General features: G+C 58.8%; 17 protein-coding genes. 6 read left to right on the top strand and 11 right to left on the bottom strand.

The features are described from left to right. Positions 1 to 5: 5 nt before the first annotated feature. Genes yidC through ACR0B7_RS18005 form a run of 6 tightly spaced genes read left to right on the top strand, consistent with a single transcriptional unit; the run spans position 6 to position 5345 of the window. Positions 6 to 1835 (top strand): membrane protein insertase YidC, encoded by a 1830-nt coding sequence (yidC, locus tag ACR0B7_RS18030; protein ID WP_480682135.1) that lies wholly within the window; start codon positions 6 to 8, stop codon positions 1833 to 1835. Continuing rightward, positions 1832 to 2569, top strand: a complete 738-nt coding sequence (locus ACR0B7_RS18025; protein ID WP_170485557.1) for an MOSC domain-containing protein — start codon at positions 1832 to 1834, stop codon at positions 2567 to 2569. Before yidC ends, ACR0B7_RS18025 begins: the two co-directional genes overlap by 4 nt. After that, positions 2566 to 3219 (top strand): ribosome biogenesis GTP-binding protein YihA/YsxC, encoded by a 654-nt coding sequence (gene yihA / locus ACR0B7_RS18020; RefSeq protein WP_170389970.1) that lies wholly within the window; start codon positions 2566 to 2568, stop codon positions 3217 to 3219. The genes ACR0B7_RS18025 and yihA overlap by 4 nt, the downstream gene beginning before the upstream one ends. A gap of 60 nt (positions 3220 to 3279) precedes the next feature. After that, entirely contained in the window at positions 3280 to 4143 is an 864-nt protein-coding gene (gene argB / locus ACR0B7_RS18015; protein ID WP_170389968.1) for an acetylglutamate kinase, read from the top strand. A gap of 21 nt (positions 4144 to 4164) precedes the next feature. Then, complete coding sequence (locus ACR0B7_RS18010; protein ID WP_170485556.1) at positions 4165 to 4851, top strand: ferredoxin; 687 nt, start codon at positions 4165 to 4167, stop codon at positions 4849 to 4851. Further along, the gene (locus ACR0B7_RS18005; protein WP_170485555.1) at positions 4848 to 5345 is read left to right on the top strand and encodes a SixA phosphatase family protein; all 498 of its coding nucleotides are present in this window, start codon (positions 4848 to 4850) and stop codon (positions 5343 to 5345) included. The genes ACR0B7_RS18010 and ACR0B7_RS18005 overlap by 4 nt, the downstream gene beginning before the upstream one ends. A gap of 46 nt (positions 5346 to 5391) precedes the next feature. On the opposite strand, the gene ACR0B7_RS18000 is transcribed toward ACR0B7_RS18005, so the two are convergent. The 11 genes from ACR0B7_RS18000 to ACR0B7_RS17950 all read right to left on the bottom strand — a co-directional run bounded on the left by ACR0B7_RS18000 (position 5392) and on the right by ACR0B7_RS17950 (position 17704). Beyond that, complete coding sequence (locus ACR0B7_RS18000) at positions 5392 to 6183, bottom strand: amino acid ABC transporter ATP-binding protein (RefSeq protein ID WP_480534637.1); 792 nt, start codon at positions 6181 to 6183, stop codon at positions 5392 to 5394. Between the two features lie 12 nt (positions 6184 to 6195). Further along, entirely contained in the window at positions 6196 to 7500 is a 1305-nt protein-coding gene (locus ACR0B7_RS17995) for an amino acid ABC transporter permease (protein WP_170418079.1), read from the bottom strand. Between the two features lies 1 nt (position 7501). Then, complete coding sequence (locus tag ACR0B7_RS17990) at positions 7502 to 8770, bottom strand: ABC transporter permease subunit (protein ID WP_170389960.1); 1269 nt, start codon at positions 8768 to 8770, stop codon at positions 7502 to 7504. A gap of 125 nt (positions 8771 to 8895) precedes the next feature. Beyond that, positions 8896 to 9912: an amino acid ABC transporter substrate-binding protein gene (locus ACR0B7_RS17985; protein WP_170389958.1), complete on the bottom strand. Its 1017-nt coding sequence runs from the start codon at positions 9910 to 9912 to the stop codon at positions 8896 to 8898. A 207-nt stretch (positions 9913 to 10119) separates the two neighbouring features. Then, positions 10120 to 10827 carry an ATP12 family protein gene (locus ACR0B7_RS17980; protein ID WP_170418073.1) on the bottom strand — a complete coding sequence of 236 codons (708 nt, stop codon included), beginning with the start codon at positions 10825 to 10827 and terminating at the stop codon, positions 10120 to 10122. A 4-nt stretch (positions 10828 to 10831) separates the two neighbouring features. Beyond that, a complete protein-coding gene (locus tag ACR0B7_RS17975) occupies positions 10832 to 11503 on the bottom strand; it encodes an HAD-IA family hydrolase (protein WP_170570396.1) in 672 nt (223 codons plus the stop codon). Continuing rightward, positions 11500 to 12543 (bottom strand): RluA family pseudouridine synthase, encoded by a 1044-nt coding sequence (locus tag ACR0B7_RS17970; protein WP_170485553.1) that lies wholly within the window; start codon positions 12541 to 12543, stop codon positions 11500 to 11502. The genes ACR0B7_RS17975 and ACR0B7_RS17970 overlap by 4 nt, the downstream gene beginning before the upstream one ends. Positions 12544 to 12652: 109 nt before the next feature. Then, the gene (locus ACR0B7_RS17965; protein ID WP_170485552.1) at positions 12653 to 13963 is read right to left on the bottom strand and encodes a replication-associated recombination protein A; all 1311 of its coding nucleotides are present in this window, start codon (positions 13961 to 13963) and stop codon (positions 12653 to 12655) included. Between the two features lie 4 nt (positions 13964 to 13967). Then, entirely contained in the window at positions 13968 to 15353 is a 1386-nt protein-coding gene (locus ACR0B7_RS17960) for a trypsin-like peptidase domain-containing protein (RefSeq protein WP_170485551.1), read from the bottom strand. A 145-nt stretch (positions 15354 to 15498) separates the two neighbouring features. Beyond that, positions 15499 to 16389, bottom strand: coding sequence for a DUF2950 family protein (locus ACR0B7_RS17955; protein WP_170485550.1), 891 nt, complete (start codon positions 16387 to 16389; stop codon positions 15499 to 15501). Between the two features lies 1 nt (position 16390). Continuing rightward, entirely contained in the window at positions 16391 to 17704 is a 1314-nt protein-coding gene (locus ACR0B7_RS17950; protein WP_170485549.1) for a DUF3300 domain-containing protein, read from the bottom strand. Positions 17705 to 17746: the final 42 nt, after the last annotated feature.

Here is a 17746-nt window from a genome sequence, read left to right as displayed (position 1 = left end):
CCCAGATGGACGATCAGAATAAGAATCTCATCCTCGCAACCGCGCTCAGCTTTGTCGTGATCCTCATTTGGTTCGTGCTGTTCCCGCCGCCCGAACAAGTGACTTCGATCGATCAGAGCGAAATCAGCGCAACTGAGGCCAACGAGGTTCAGACACCCAGCGCTGCAGGAACCGGGACAGCGGGTGAAGCGACCGCCACCGCCGAGGAAACCCTGCCCGAGGCACAAGCCCCAAGGGTTCAGATCGACACACCTCGTCTTGAGGGCAGCCTGTCCCTGTCGGGCGGTCGCATCGATGAGCTATTCCTGAAGGACTACAAGGTTTCGATCGAAGACGGTGCTCCGATTGTTGAACTTCTGTCTCCGGTCGGTTCCGAGTCCGCTTATTACGCCCTTTACGGATGGGCACCGGGTGCAGGTGTCACGGGGTCCGACGTTCCGGGTCCAAACACTCTGTGGACCGTCGAAGAAGGCGAAACACTGGGCGTCGACACTCCGGTCACGCTGAAATGGGACAATGGAAACGGCCTGACCTTCCGCCGCATGATCTCGGTGGACGAGAACTATATGTTCGAGGTCACGCAATCCGTTGAAAACAACACCCAGGCCGAAGTCGGCATGGCGCCCTACGGTATTCTGGCCCGCCACGGCATCGGCGAGGACGGCGATCTGCCCGAGCTAAAGAACTTTTTCATCCTGCATGAAGGCGTGATGGTCATGGCCGACGGCGTCCTGGATGAGATCGACTATGGCGATGTCCGCGATTTCGACATTGACCCCAATGAACGCGCACAGGCCGAGGTTTTCCAAGTCAAAGAAGGCGGTTGGATCGGGTTTACCGATCACTACTGGATGACCACCCTGATCCCCGAGGAAGGCTCGGCCTTCAAAGCCGCCGCGAAGTATGACGCGCGCCGCAAAATCTATCAGACCGAGACGGTTCTGCCGACGCTCACAGTGGCGCCTAACGCAACCGAACAGGTAACCACGCAGCTTTTTGCTGGCGCAAAGGAATGGGAAACCATTCGGGAATATCAGGCCGACGGTGTTCAGAAATTCATCGACAGCATCGATTGGGGCTGGTTCTACTTCCTGACCAAGCCGATCTTCTGGCTGCTGCACAACATCAATGCGCTGATCGGCAACATGGGCTGGTCCATTATCGGCCTGACCCTGATCATCAAGGCGATCCTGTTCCCGCTGGCGTTCAAATCTTACGTCTCGATGGCGAAGATGAAGGAACTGCAGCCGCAGATGGAAGCTCTGAAAGAGGCAGCTGGCGACGACCGCCAGAAGATGCAGCAAGGCATGATGGAGCTGTACAAGAAGGAAAAGGTGAACCCCGCCGCAGGCTGTCTGCCGATCCTGATGCAGATCCCGATCTTCTTCTCGCTGTATAAGGTGATCTTCGTGACGATCGAACTGCGTCAAGCCCCGTGGTTTGGCCCGTTCCAAGACCTGAGCGCACCTGATCCGACCTCGATCATGAACCTGTTTGGCCTGTTGCCCTGGGGCGGCCCGCAGCCTGACACGCTGATGGCGCTGGTCTTCATTGGTATCCTGCCACTGTTGCTGGGTATCTCGATGTGGCTGCAGCAAAAGCTGAATCCGGCACCAACCGATCCGACTCAGGCGATGATCTTTGCCTGGATGCCATGGGTGTTCATGTTCATGTTGGGCAGCTTTGCCAGCGGGCTGGTGGTTTACTGGATCGCGAACAACACGATCACGTTCACTCAGCAATACCTGATCATGAGAAGCCAGGGTTATAAGCCCGACGTGTTCGGCAATATCAAGTCCAGCTTCAAACGCACACCGAAGACGGATGACAAATGACGGCAGAAGTAACCAGCCTCTGGCGGCATCCCATTAAAAGCCACGGCCATGAGGCTGTCGAAACCGTAACACTGAGCCCCGGGCAGACCATGCCCGGGGATCGTGTTTGGGCGGTCGCGCATGTGGCGTCCAAAGCAGATGGCTCGGAATGGGCACCTTGTGCGAATTTCAGCCGTGGTGCCAAGGCACCGCAGTTGATGGCAATCACGGCCAGGCTGACAGGTGATACGGTCGCGCTCAGCCACCCCCAGCGCCCTGATCTGAGTTTTCAGCCGGACACGGAACAAGATGCTTTCCTTGAATGGGTGAAACCTTTGATGCCGGCCGACCGTGCCGCCTCTGCGCGTATCGTGCGCGCACCCGGACGTGGCATGACCGACAGTGACTTTCCATCGGTCAGCCTGTGCAACATGGCCTCGCACCGGGCGGTTCAGCAGAAACTGGGCAAGGAGCTGTCCATCAGACGCTGGCGCGGCAACATATGGTTCGACGGCCTGCCCCTGTGGGAGGAAAGTGAATGGCTGGGTCGCGAGGTTCAGATCGGACAGGCCGTGTTCCACGTACGTGAGCAAATCACACGCTGTCTGGCCACTACCGCAAACCCGAACACCGGCGAACGGGACGCGGATACCCTGGGCGCGCTGAACAGTTGGAACCACCAGGAATTCGGCGTTTACGCCGAGGTGATCCGAGGTGGAGAAATCAAAACAGGCGACACGGTGCAGGTGCTATGACAACGCTTCCTTTCCCCCTTGCTGAGACACCAGACGAATTCTCGCTTGAGCGCGGGCGCAAACTGTTTGCCGGCCCGTCTGAATTTGTCAAAGGCGTTGTGGCGATGAACGGCCTGCCTGCCCCGGACCGGCTGGAGGTTTGCTTTGCCGGTCGTTCCAACGTCGGCAAGTCCAGCCTGATCAACGCGCTAACCGGCACCAAGGGTCTGGCCCGTGCCTCGAACACGCCGGGCCGGACGCAAGAGATCAACTTTTTCACCCAAGGTCCCGAGCTGTATCTGGTTGACTTGCCGGGTTATGGCTATGCCAACGCGCCGCTCAAGGTGGTGGAAAAGTGGCAGCGGCTTCTGAAACAGTATCTGAGCGGCCGCCAGACCCTGCGCCGGGCCTTTGTTCTCATTGACTCGCGCCATGGGGTAAAACCCGTCGACGCCGAGATCATGAAGCTGCTGGACACCAGCGCCGTGACTTTCCAATGCGTGTTGACCAAGGCCGACAAGGTCAAGGCCAACGACCGTGAAAAAGTTCTGGGTCAGGTGCGCGGGGCATTGTCCAAACATCCGGCAGCATTCCCGGAAATCGTTCTGACGTCTTCCGAAAAGGGGGATGGCATCCCCACTCTCCGCTCGATCATCGCCAATTTGGAATAGCTTCACCCTTGGCAGCGCGGGGCAAAGGTCCTAACACGGGGCCTCAGAGGAACAGCAGCCATGAAGACACGAGATATGAACCGGGACTGGATCGCAACCGCAGCAACTTTGAACAGCGCATTGCCGTATTTGCAGCGCTACGACGGCGCGATTGTCGTAATAAAGCTGGGCGGCCACGCGATGGGCAGCGACGAGGCAATGGAAAGCTTTGCCCGCGATGTGGTTCTGATGCGCCAGGTGGGTGTGAACCCCGTTATCGTGCATGGCGGCGGACCAATGATCAACGCCATGCTGGACAGGCTGGACATCCAATCCGATTTTGTGAACGGCAAGCGGGTGACGGACAAGGCCACCGTGGAAGTGGTCGAGATGGTTCTGTCTGGCCTTGTAAACAAGCGTATCGTTCAGGCGATCAATGGACAGGGCGGAACCGCCGTTGGACTGTCGGGCAAGGACGCCAACCTGATGATCTGTGATCAGGCCGACCCCACGCTGGGTTTTGTCGGGTCTCCGTCCGAAATGAACCCGAAGATTCTGCACGATTTGTTCTCGCACGACGTGATCCCGGTGATCGCGCCGCTGGGCGCAGGGCGTGAGGGCGAGACGTTCAATGTCAACGGAGACACCGCTGCCGGGGCCATCGCTTCGGCGCTGAAGGCAGATCGCCTATTGCTGCTAACGGATGTCTCAGGCGTCAAAAACGCGGCCGGAGAGGTTGTTACCGAACTGAAGGCTGGGCAAATCCGTGAAATGACGCTGGATGGTACAATCGCGGGCGGCATGATCCCCAAGACTGAAACAGCACTGGACGCCTTGCATAACGGCGTGCGGGCAGTCGTCATTCTGGATGGTCGTGCGCCCAATGCCGTTTTGCTGGAACTGTTTACAGAGCACGGCGCCGGATCGCTGATCCGCCCAGACTGACCCTTTGGCACCGGAGGAGACATGGAAGCCCATCCCCCAAACTCCTCAGAAGCGTCGCTTGCCAGCTATGAACATGTCGAACAAACCGCTAAGGGCGCAGGGCTGATCCTCATGGGCGCGACCCACCCGCGTGTGAGCGGCACAAAGGATCTGGACGCGGGTACCCTTGTTCTACTAGGCGCTGGCCCTGAATTCTGGCCGACGCTGAAATCTGCGCCAGAATGGGCGGGGGATGATCCGGTGGACAGGTGGTCCCTGCGGGTGGTTGGGCAATTGGCGCAGGAATTGGGCGCTCGGGCATATTTCCCCTTTGGCGGACCACCTTACGCACCCTTTATCGATTGGGCGCTGAAATCTGGTCGAACATTCAGCAGTCCGGTAGGCGCGTTGGTGCACGACACGGTGGGCATGATGATATCCTTCCGCGGCGCGTTGCATTTCTCGCATGAATTCCGCATCCCCGAAGCCCCTGACACATCGCCATGTTCCGACTGCCCTGCCCCCTGCACCAGCGCATGCCCAGTCGGTGCCCTGAGTGACAAGGATTTCTACAACGTATCCTCCTGTCACGCCCATCTGTCGACTGACGCCGGGCAGACCTGCATGACGGGCGGCTGCCTCGTGCGGCTGTCATGTCCGCTCAGTGCCGGGGCCGGACGGGACCCTGAACAATCTTCGCATCACATGAAGGCCTTTCATCCCTCATGAGCTTAACCTTGATCCTAATGCGTCACGCAAAATCCAGTTGGAATAGTCCGACGCTGGCAGATCATGACAGGCCACTGAACAAACGCGGCCGAAAATCCGCGCCGGCTATTGCAGCTTGGCTGCGCGATAAAGGCTGGCTGCCGGATGAGGTACTGTGCTCCAGCTCGGCCCGAACGCGTGAGACTTGGGATCGGATGGATTTGCAGGCCGACAAGATTTGCTTGCATCGATCACTCTATCACGCCGACCCCGAGGACATGTTGAACGAATTGTCGGGCGCGACTGAACCAACTGTGCTGATGCTGGGCCACAACCCCGGAATCGCCGAATTCGCCCATCGGATCGTGCATAACGTACCAGAGAACCTTCGGTTTCAGGACTACCCCACATGTGCGACGACCGTGATCCAATTCGATATCACCGACTGGGCTGATATCGACTGGCACAGAGGAGATGTTCTGGGCTTTGTCACCCCACGCGAGCTTCTGGAATAGAAAAAGGCGAGGCCAAAGCCCCGCCCTTTCGTAATTTTCGACCAGATCAGTGACCCAGAATTTGGCTGAGGAACAGCTTGGTTCGCTCGCTCTGCGGGTTGTTGAAGAACTCCTCCGGTTCGTTCTGCTCCACGATCTGACCGGCATCCATAAAGATCACTCGGTTGGCGACCTGACGGGCAAAGCCCATCTCGTGCGTGACGCACAGCATGGTCATGCCTTCCTCGGCCAGCTCAATCATGGTGTCGAGCACCTCTTTGATCATTTCCGGGTCCAGCGCTGATGTCGGTTCATCGAACAACATGATCCGCGGCATCATGCAAAGCGAGCGCGCAATCGCCACACGCTGCTGCTGACCACCCGACAACTGACCGGGATATTTCAGCGCCTGATCCGGGATTTTCACCTTTTCCAGGAAGTGCATCGCGCGCTCTTCAGCCTCTTTCTTGGGCGTCTTTCGCACCCAGATCGGGGCCAGAGTGCAGTTCTCCAGAATGGTCAGGTGCGGGAACAGGTTGAAGTGCTGGAACACCATCCCAACCTCGGACCGGATCTTGTCGATGTTCTTGAGGTCATTCGACAACTCGGTCCCATCCACGACGATCGTGCCCTGCTGGTGTTCTTCCAGCGCGTTCAGACAGCGGATCAGGGTGGACTTACCCGACCCCGACGGCCCCGCGATCACGATCCGCTCGCCCTGATTGACGGTCAGATTAATGTCGCGCAGCACGTGGAACGATCCGTACCACTTGTTCATGTTGCTGATTTCAATGGCGACCTCGTCGCTCACCTGCATTTTAGAGCGATCGATTTCGCGTTCGATTGCAAGTTCAGACATGTGTTGAACTCCTTAACGATGGCCAGTCTGAAGCTTGCGCTCCAGATACATGGAATAACGGGACATGGAGAAGCAGACGACGAAGAACAGTGCCGCGATGAACGCGAACAGTTCCCAATAGATGCCGTTCCAGGCGGTGTCGGCACGGATGGCGGATGCCAATCCGATTACGTCGAACAGCCCGATAATCGACACCAGAGTCGTATCCTTGAAAATCCCGATGAATGTGCTCACGATGCCCGGAATTGAGATTTTCAGGGCTTGCGGCATGATGATCAGTCGCTGTGCCTGCCAGTAGTTCAGGCCCAGACTGTCGGCCCCTTCGTACTGACCGCGCGGCAAAGCAGCCAAGCCACCCCGGATCACCTCAGCCATATACGCGGCCGAGAACAGGGTCATCATGATCATCACCCGCAGGATGATGTCAAAGTTGGTGCCCGGCGGCAGGAACAGGTTCAAAAGCAACGACGCCACGAACAACAGAGTGATCAGAGGCACGCCACGAATGAACTCGATAAAGCCCACGCACAGGTATTTGACGATCAGCAGGTCGGACTGACGGCCCAGCGCCAGTACGATGCCGATGGGCAGCGAGACACCGATCGCCACAACGCCCAGCAGGATCGCCAGCATGAAGCCCCCGAACTGACGGCTTTCCACCGCTTCGATGCTGATCGGGATGATCGAGGCCATAGCGCTGGTGAAGAAGCTAGAGATCACCAGCCACCAGATCACGGCGGCCGCAACCGCAAGAATGATGCCGATCAGGTTGCTCAGTTGCTTGCTGAAGATGGTGTAGACACCCCAACCGACGACAAAGCCCAGAGCAGCCGATACCGGCCCCCAGATGGTTCCGCCCCACATCAGCCAAGGCATCAGGAAGGGGTATATCGCCGAAAAGATCAGCATCTTGGTGGGAACACGATCCGAATACAGCACCGGAGCCAGCGCCACCAACAGCAGCAGCAAGGAAACGATCGGGCGCCAGTACAGATGGCTTGGATAGAAACCGAACAACAGCTGCAGCCAACGGTCATTGATCACAGCCCAACATGCGTGACCATGCGTCGAACCCCAATTGGCCATCATAATCTCACGACATTCGTTCAGCGAATCGGCGTTCCAGACTGACTGGAATATCCAAGGTAAAACGCCGGCCAGAACGTAGTAGATCGCATAGAGCGACACCAACGTCAGGATCGAGTTGAACCAGCTTGAGAACAGGTTGTGCTTGACCCACCCAAGCAAGCCGACCTCGGAAGCGGGTGGTGCCTGTTCCGGCAACATTTCCGTGCGGACAAATGAAACATCACTCATATTACCGCTCCACCAGTTTGACACGGTTGTTGTACCAGTTCATCACAGCCGAAATGCTCAGCGAGATGGACAGGTAAACCAGCATCAGCAGCAGAACACATTCCAGCTCGCGGCCGGTCTGGTTCATGGTGATGCCACCCAACGTACCCGTGATGTCCATATATCCAACCGCGATCGCCAGCGACGAGTTCTTGGTCAGGTTCAGATAGTTCGAGATCATCGGCGGGATGATCACCCGCAGCGCCTGTGGCAGGATCACCAGTCGCATCGTGCGACCCGGGCGCAGGCCCAGCGCAGATGCGGCTTCGGTCTGGCCCTTCGAGATGGCCAGAATACCAGCGCGCACGATCTCGGCGATGAAGGCTGCCGTGTACAGCGACAAGGCCAACCACAGCGCAATCAGCGAGTTGCGCATATGCGTCCCGCCCGAGAAGTTGAACCCCTTCAATTCCGGGTAACCGAGGTGGAAACCCAGAACACTCAGCAGGATAATCATCGGCACAAAGAGAATACCAAGCTGGATGTGCCAAATCTTCGGCCGATCGCCGGTGGATTCCTGTTTTGCCTGTGCCCATGCCGACACTTTGCGCATGGTGAAAATACTACCACCCAGCACAATCAGGACAGCAATCAGGTCCAACGACACATCAAACCGCAGGCTTGACGCACCGAACAGGTGAATGTCTCCCAGGCTGCGCGAGAACAGAAACTCGGGGATATAGACCCCGCGGTTCGTGATCGCGACCGAGTCGAACAGTTTCATCGTCGCCTCGGGATCTTCGCCCCGGAACGCCCTTGGCGCGGGCAGGCTTTCGATCAGAATGGCCATCGCCAGAACGATCCACAGCAAAACCGGCACGTTGCGGAACATCTCGACATAGACGGTCATGATCCGGGCGATCAGCCAGTTGTTCGACAGGCGCAGGACGCCAACCAGAACACCGACGATAGTGGCCGTGATACAGCCAAGAACAGCTACAACCAGCGTGTTCAGCAGGCCGATAAAGGCCGCGCGCAGATGGCTGTCGCGCGAGTCGTATTCCAGCAGACGTTGGTTGATGTCATAGCTCGCCGGTTCTCCGAAGAAACCGAACTCAACCGGTTTGCCCAGAGCCTCGAGGTTCTGAATGGTATTGGAAATGATCCAGGCTGCCAGAAGCATGAAACCGATCAGAGCAATGACCTGAATGGTCGCAGATCGATACCGCGTATCGTAAAGGAGCATGGACAGCCGGAACTGCTCCTTTGGCGGGTCAGTGAGAGTCGTCATGACCTATGTTTTTCCCCGTGCATCCCGGGTGCTCGGCAAGGTTTTTCCCTGCTCAAATCTATCCGGGCGTGTTTCTTATGGAATGAAAAAGGGCGCAGGTTGCCCCGCGCCCTTTCCCGTAGATTTTAGCGGAAAGGCGGTGCGTACAGCAGGCCGCCATCAGTCCACTGCGCGTTCAGGCCGCGCGCCAGACCGATCGGAGTTTCTTCGCCGATGTTCTTGGCAAAGACTTCACCGTAGTTGCCGCCCGCTTTGATCGCGCGCTTGGCCCAATCTGCGTCCAGACCCAGCATTTCGCCCAGCGTGCCTTCGCTGCCCAGCAGACGATTGATCTCGGGGTTGTCGGTGCCAGCCGCCATCTCGTCGATGTTGGCCGATGTTACGCCCAGTTCTTCAGCCGAGACCAGCGCGTTCAGAGTCCAGCGGACAACGTCGCCCCACTCGTGATCGCCGTGACGAACCAGCGGGCCCAGAGGCTCTTTCGAGATGATTTCGGGCAGCAGGACGTGATCACCGGGGTTCTCGAACGTGGCGCGGGTTGCGGCCAGGCCCGAAGCGTCTGTGGTGTAAACGTCACAAGCGCCAGCCAGGTACTGCTGCTGCGCTTCGGCATTGGTTTCGATCGGAACCGGTTCGTAGCTGATGTTGTTCGAGCGGAAGAAGTCCGCCAGGTTCAGCTCGGTAGTGGTGCCGGTCTGGATACAAACGGTGGCGCCGTCCAGTTCCTTGGCCGAGCTTACGCCCAGCGCCTTGGGCGCCATGAAGCCCTGACCGTCGTAGTAGTTCACACCGGTAAATTCAAACTTCAGATCGACGTCGCGGCTGAAGGTCCAGGTGGTGTTACGAGCCAGCATGTCAATCTCGCCCGAGGCCAGCGCGGTAAAGCGTGTCTTACCGGTGGTCGGAACGAATTCAACGGCGCTTGCGTCGCCCAGAACGGCTGCAGCGACTGCGCGGCACAGCGAGACGTCAAAGCCTTGCCATTCGCCATTCGCGTCGGGTGCGGCAAAGCCAACCAGACCGGTGGTCACACCGCAGTTCAGCTTGCCGCGCGCTTTGACATCATCGACAGTCCCCGCTGCCGCTGCGCCAGCAGCCAGGCCGGCAACGGTTGCCACGCCCAAGATTACGGATTTTTTCATTTTTACCTCTTCCTGATTTTCCGCCCCGATCAAAGGACAGTTCTGTCCGGCACCTTTGGCACCAGAAAGGTTTCCCCAAAGGTGTCTCCCCTTTAGTGGGCTTGAGTTTGGGCGCAATCATAAACAAACGTCAAGGGTCGGATCAGCGAAAACGATAAGTCGATCCGCAGATGTTTGCAGGAGCGGCGTAAAATCAGGCGTCAGAGATCAAATCGAGACGTCAAAAAACCGTTTAGCGTGTAGGAAAGCGGCTTTTTTGACCTCGGCCGCTGCGTCCGCCTCATCGTCATGACCCCACTGTTCGATCTGCCATATCTCGTCCAATCGGGAAATTTCCCAGATTTCCTCGGCGCCGCGCCAATCTGTGGCTGCGGCAAACCCAAGGATCAAGGACCCTGACAGGCTGACCAGATCGTGAAACGCTGCCAGTTGGAAGTCATTGAAATCATGAACACGCTCACGCAGCGCGGCCAAGGCAGACGCGTCCTGCGGCCGGTGGAGAACGCCGGCAACGGGCAGAAGGCGGGCAGACAGCGCCCCGGCAGCCCAATCCAGCGCGGGATCCCACTGCGCGGCCTGCCGTTGCTGCAACTCCTGCGGGTGCGCAGCCCGATAGCACAAAAGGTCCGAATCGCCGTAGTCGGCCAGCATGTCTGCAACCTCGGCGTGTTGGTGTTGCACTTTGTCGATGGCTGCGTTTGCAGATCGAGTAAATGGCATCGTTGTCGGATCGACTTCTTTTTCCTGCGCATCCCATTCCGCAGCGATTTCCTGCGCCATTGCACGGGTTGGCACGATCAGCCCGGCCTTGGCGGGCGTTTTGACCCCGCGACCGTCCAGTTCCACTGTGTATCCGCCCTTAGCGTCAACAATCGAGCTTTCTGTCCAGAATCGTTTCGGTTTCCAGTCACTCATATCTTCAGGCCCAGATTTCGTTCAGCACGTTTGGCAATTGGTCAAAGGATTCAATGATGCGGGTCGCTGACTCCAAGGCGGATCGGTCGTGATATCCCCAGGTTACGCCGATGCCCGGAACGCCAGCGGCGCGCGCCATATCCATATCGAACCGCGTGTCCCCGATCATCACCGTGTTGCCAGCCCCAACGCCAGTTTCCGCGCACGCCGTTTCGATCATCGACGGGTGAGGCTTTGACGGGTGGTGATCTGCGACCTGCCGAGTCACGAAATATCGCTCCAACCCGTGCGCTTCGATCAACGCGTCAAGGCCACGCTGGGATTTTCCCGTAGCGACGCCCAACAACACTTCGGGTATTGCGTGCAGGGCCTCGATTACCTCACGCGCACCGGGATACAGTGGCGAACTGGCCGCGCCCTGCGCGACACGGTGGGCGTGGTAGGCTTGCTTGTAGCCATCGACCAACCGTTGCTGGACTTCAGTTGCGTGTTCATTGGCGAGTTCTGAAATGGCAACCGGCAGAGAAAGCCCGACGATGGACAAAATGGCCTGCCGGTCCGGAACCGGCAGGGACAAGGCGTTGAAACTGGCCGTCATCGCGGCAACGATACTGCCCTGACTGTCGACCAGAGTGCCATCCACATCGAACAGCACCAGACGCAGCGGTGCGCTCATTGCAGTTCCTCAAACGGGTCGTCGGCGGCCAGGTCTTCGGCCCAACCGAACGTGTCCCAACTGTGTTTCATATGATCGGGCAACGGAGCCTTAACAGTGATCGTCTTGCGCGTCACCGGATGCTGGAACGACGCCTGCCGAGCATGCAAGTGCAGCTTTTTGCTGATGATCCCGCCCAGTTGCGCGCCCCAACCGTCGCCAAGGTTTTCCTGGCCCGAGCCACCATACTTACCATCACCAATAATCGGATGCCCAATCGCGGCCATATGCGCCCGCAACTGGTGCGTTCGACCGGTAATCGGCTCCATGGCCACCCATGCGGCGCGCCCTGCCACGCGGTATAGAGTGGCATAGAGCGTATGCGCGCGTTTCGCGCCGGGTGTGTCGTTGACCTCATTCAGGTGAACGGCGACCATCTTTTCGCCTTCGCCCTGCTTTCCGTGACCTGATGCCTTGACCAGACCGGTCTTGATCTCGCCTAGATACGGCGTCGGCACCCCGGCGACCAACGCCCAATAAATCTTGCGCGTATCGCGGTGGCGGAAGGCTGCGGTCAGGCCCTTGGCAGCCTCGCGCGTGCGGGCCATCAGCAGAGCGCCGGATGTGTCCTTGTCCAACCGATGAACCAAACGCGGGTTTTCGTCGTAGCCGAACCGCAGCGCTTCGGACAGGCTGTCAACATGGCGGGTCTGGCCGCTGCCGCCCTGCACGGGCAAGCCGTGTGGTTTGTTCAATGCCAGCACGTGATCGTCGCGGTAGATCACGCAGGATTGGATCATCTTGGCGTCCGCGTCAGAAACCCGGCGTTTGACCTCGGCCGGTTTGTGATCAACGTCGGGCAAAGGCGGGACGCGCACAACTTGTCCAGCCTCAAGCCGGGTCGAGGCTTTGACCCGGCCGCCTTCAACGCGCAATTCACCCTTGCGGCACATCTTCTCGATGCGGCCCTGACTGACATGAGGGAACAGACGGCGCAGCCAGCGATCCAGCCGCTGGTCTCCGTCACCTTCTGCCACGGTGATCATCTGTACGCCGCTCATGCCAATATCCCCTGCGTCGCGCGGTGATCCCGTGCGAAATGCGTGTCTTTCAGTGCCATAGAAAACATGCGCGTCTGTGGCGTGCCCGACCGCAAGAGTCAAGCAGGCGTTAGCCGTTGCGCTGCGCGCGGAGCTTGGCGAAGTATTCCAATCGCTTTTTCAACTCGCGCTCGAAGCCGCGTTCGACGGGCTGGTAGAGATCCGGCCGCTGCATGCCGTCCGGGAAATAGTTCTGACCGGAGAAACCATCTTCGGCGTCGTGGTCATAGGCATAGCCCGCGCCATAGCCCTGATCTTTCATCAGGGATGTCGGCGCATTCAGAATATGCTTGGGCGGAGGCTCGCTACCGGATTGTTTGGCCAGCCGCATGGCGGCCTTGTACCCAACATAAGCGCCGTTCGATTTGGGCGCTAAGGCCAGATAGACCAGCGCCTGCGCCAAGGCCAGCTCCCCTTCCGGGCTGCCAAGACGTTCATAGGTTTCCCAAGATTGCAGACAAATCGCCTGAGCCTGCGGGTCAGCCAACCCGATATCCTCGACCGCCATCCGAGTGATCCGGCGCGCCAGATATCGAGGATCCTCGCCCCCCGTTAGCATCCGCGCAAACCAATACAATGCCGCGTCGGGGTCGGACCCCCGCACTGATTTGTGCAGCGCCGAGATCAAGTTGTAGTGTTCATCACCGGACTTGTCGTATTTTGCTGCCCGGCGCATCAGTCTTGTGGACAAAGCTTCCGGGTCCAACGGCGCGTCAACCTGCCATGCCGCAACCTGTTCGACCAGATTTAACAAAGCCCGACCGTCACCATCCGCCATTTCCTGAAGCGCTTCACGCGCGGCACCCGTCAGCGGCAATGCCCGGCCCAGCTCTTTTTCCGCGCGTTGGGTCAGATGCTCCAGATCAGACAGGCTCAGACGTTCGAGCACCAGAACCTGCGACCGGCTCAGAAGGGCTGCGTTCAGCTCAAAAGAGGGGTTTTCGGTCGTGGCTCCGACCAACAGGATCGTTCCGTCTTCCATATGCGGAAGAAACCCGTCCTGCTGCGCCTTGTTGAACCGGTGAATCTCATCCACGAACAAAAGCGTGCCCTGCCCGTTCTGACGCCGTATCTTCGCAGCCTCGAACACCTTTTTCAGGTCCGGTACGCCGGTAAAAATCGCGCTGATCTGAACGAAATGCAGGTCCGTTTCCTGTGCAAGCAACCGCGCGATCGTCGTTTTACCGACACCCGGCGGCCCCCAGAATATCAGGCTCGACAAACTACCTGACGCCAGCATGACGCCCAATGGCGCGTCCGGGCCCAGAACCTGCTGCTGCCCGATCACCTCGGACAGTGTTTGCGGACGCAGGCGATCCGCCAGCGGCCGGTGAGGGCTGGCCGCGGACTGGGTGGACCCGGTATCGAACAGATCGCTCATTGCGTCACAATCGGAACCGCAAAGACACGGTGCGCCCACCGCGCAGGATGTCGAACTGTAGCCTGCGGCCCGGATCAGTTAGCGCGCCGACCAGATCGTCAGGATGTTTAATCTTCTGACCGTTGACGCTGTTGACCACGTCCCCGGCGCGCAGACCGGACCGCCCACCATAGGGGCCGGCATTGACCACGACGACCCCGGTCTGTGACAACAGCAAACCCATCCGCGAGATCACCGCCGGATTGATACGCGACACTTCCAGCCCGGGCATGACCGTATGATCATCCAGCGTGGTCTGGTCCGCTGACGGTGTTTCCGGCGCTTTGATCAGCGCGATCTCAATCTCTGCGCTGCTGTCGCCGCGCAACAGGGTAAGAACCGATGTACCGCCGACACCCGCCACAGACATCCGAAACTTCATCTCGGCGGGTGAGTTCACCTCATCCCCGTCAACATGGGTCACAACATCTCCTACACGCAAACCGGCCTCGGCCAATGGGCTCAGCGCGTGCAGGTCCGAGATCACGACGCCCTGCGGAATGACAAGCCCCAGAGACTCGGCGATATCGGCACTCATGTGCTGCCCGGCCATTCCTGCCCAGGGGCTTACAAAGCTGTCATTGCCGGATTGCGCTTGCCGAAGAAACTCGGCCACCAGATTTGCAGGGATGGCAAAGCCGATGCCGTTCGACCCACCGGATCGTGTCAGGATAGACGTGTTAATCCCGATAAGATCCCCGTTCACGTCGATCAGTGCACCGCCCGAGTTACCCGGATTGATCGCAGCATCCGTCTGGATGAAGTAGCCCCGCGCATTGCCCGTTGCCGTGCCCGTGCGCGCCAGCCCTGAAATAATCCCCGACGATACGGTCTGCCCGACTCCGAACGGGTTTCCGATGGCCAATGCCAGCTCTCCAACCTCGACCTGATCGGAATCGCGCATTTGAAGGTATGGCAGGTCCGTCGCATCCTCCAGCCGCAGAATGGCGATGTCGCTTTCCTTGTCACCCAACACAACCTGCGCCGAATATTCACGGCGATCTGTTGTTACGACGCGAATCTCGGTTGCCGTTCCGACGACATGGTAGTTCGACACCACGTAGCCATCGTCTGACAGGATCACACCGGACCCCAATGAGTTCTGGACCCGTTGGCGAGGTTCCGAGAACCCGCGACCGAAAAAGTCCTGAAAGAACGGGTCAGAGAATAGGGTGTTCGCACGCCCCTGCCGTATGATCTTGGCATAGATATTCACGACCGCCGGCGACGCCTGCTTGACGACCGGCGCAAATCCCAATGAGATTTCGGCCTGTGATTGGGGAACACGGGTTTCTGCCGCAGCAAAAGACGCGCACGCTATGAAAAGTGCGGAAAGAGAGGGGCGGAGCATTGTTTCCTCGACCTGCAATTCTCAGATGGATATGCGGCTCCGCGCGCCGTAATGCAAGCGGCGACGCACGAAGATGGCCGCTTCAGTCGCTAAGCGCGACTGTTGTGATGGGTTGCAGGTGGCCTCGGCGTTCCCTGGCGGCGCGTCACTCTACCGGTGACCAATCAGGGCCGGGGTCATAGGTCTCTATCTCTGCGCTCAGGTCTAGCGTTTCCGGTCCCAAGTCAGCCTCGTAGACGATCCCGTTTTCGCCCACCAGGAACGAATGAATTCCCGTCTCTCCATAATCCGCCGGAACCGCAAGCATTGCGTGGCCGGCCACGAACTTGTCACTGACCATATAGGAATAAGCCCCACCGGGGGCACTCGGCCCCTGCCCCTGCAGGATCGTGTAATAGTAGCCAAGAAACGGCTCGGCGTCGTAATCTGCTTCGCCATCGCTCCATCCGGATGCTGCGGCTCTTGCAAGGGCCGCCCCGACGAAACTGTCCTCATCCGGCCAGAATAGCCCGTTGCGCATACCCGGATCGGCAATGATGGTCCGCGCAAATTCCATGACGCCATCGCCGTTGTGATCTACCAGCCGGAACGCCGCCTGCAGATCAACATAGGCTTCGAGCAGGTCGATTACTTCCAGCTCGTTCAGACCAATCTCACGCGCGGCGATTTCTTCAGCGCCCGCTTCGATGTCAAACTGCCAAGCCTCTCCACTGCGCAGGATCGGGATGGGGAAAGGCCAGCTATCCTCGCCCAACAGGATCACGACCCCCTCGTCTTCGGGCTGAAAGCGATAACCCCCGGCGTACATGGCCAGCACCTCACGCCGCCTTTGCTTGTCTTCGGCTGGATCGCCGGACCCGATCAGGTCTTCGGCTTCAGGCCCAAAAATTTCCAGCAAGGCATTGTGATCATCCGCCCTAAGAGCATCCACAAACGCGTCCAGAGCCGTCTGAGGCGTGTCAAATCGCGCGCCCTCGGACATCGCCAAGCCAGCAGATGCGAGAAGAAAGACTACAGAAACAACCGCTTTGCGCATATTACCTTCTCCGTGCTCCCTTGGCCGCATGTCCACGTTTCGACGCGCTTTTGGCCCTGTTACCAGAGGATTTCTTCTTCATGGCCGCACCCTTGGCGGCCGATGGCTTGCGCTGAGTCGTCGCCGGTTTCTTGGCCTGAGGCTTCTTGACGTTTTGCGGCTTCTGCTTGACCGGTTTCTTGACGGCGTCCGGCCTCTGCTTGGTACGGTCAATGGCCTGCTGCTTGGCGGCGGCCCGGTCCCCGTCCACGTTGCCACGGTTGACCTTCGGCAGTTGCTTGTCACCGCCACGATTGGCCAACGCGCTTCCCGCGACTGCCCCTGCGCCAGCCCCTGCTGCAACGGCGGCGGCGCGATCACGACTGATATCCGCCGCACCGGATTCCCGGCTCAGCTTGGCCCGCAGCTCATCCGTCCGCCCTTCTGGTCGGTTGACAGGTAGATCGGCGCGCCCGCCTTCGGGCCTTTTGTGATCCGAAATCTTGTCGCGCGCCTGTTCTTTCCGCTCGGGGTCCGGGGTCCAGCCGATATCCGTCCGGTCGCCCCGGTCGATCTCGTTTCCAATATTGATATTGCCGTCCACATCAATGTCGATGTCGGGGTTTCGGACGATGGGCTGGCCATTCCACCCACCGCAATTCCGGCAGCCCCAATAGTCATTCCAATCGTCATCGTCGTCGAAGATTTCGTCAATCAGGGCAACCGCCCCGAACGTCAGCAGAGCGGTTCCGATTACGTCCCCGGTCGAGGGGCCGGTGTAAACGGTCTGCGGATCATATTGCGGGACGTAAACCGTTTCCGTGTTTGTCGGGGTGATCACAACCGTTTCGTCTTCGGCCACTTCAACGGTCTGTTCCGGCCCCGAGATCAGCGCACCGCTGTCAATCGCCTGATCCCGCATGACCTGTACGGCATCCATCACGTCATCGGACTGCGCCAGCATTGCGGTCCCCATAGTCTCGGTCCAGTCGATATGCGTGGCCATTTGCCCAACGACTTCGGGGAAGGCCGTTGCCAGCACACTGACGGAGGGATCCCATCCCATAGCGTCGATCTCGGGCTCCAGCTCTGTTGGATCACGATCCGCGTTGTCCAGCAGGAACCGCTCGGCCTTTACGATCTCTAGCGGTTGGGTGGCCGCAACGAATATTTGGATAAGCAACGTGTCGGGATATAACGCGACCGGCGCGACCAGCGTTTGCAGTTCGGCGTCGGTCAAAAGGGTATCGTCGGCCTGCGCGTCCTGCGATGCCTCCTGCGCGAACACAGAAACGGGTGCGCAAAGTCCGAGTACTAAGACAAGATATCTAAACATATTGCGATCCTTCAATTGGACCAAGGATCGCCCAAGTTAATG

This window comes from Ruegeria sp. BB6 (assembly GCF_056539385.1).
Note: the sequence above shows the minus strand (reverse complement) of the source record. Positions and strands in the feature narration are given on the sequence as shown.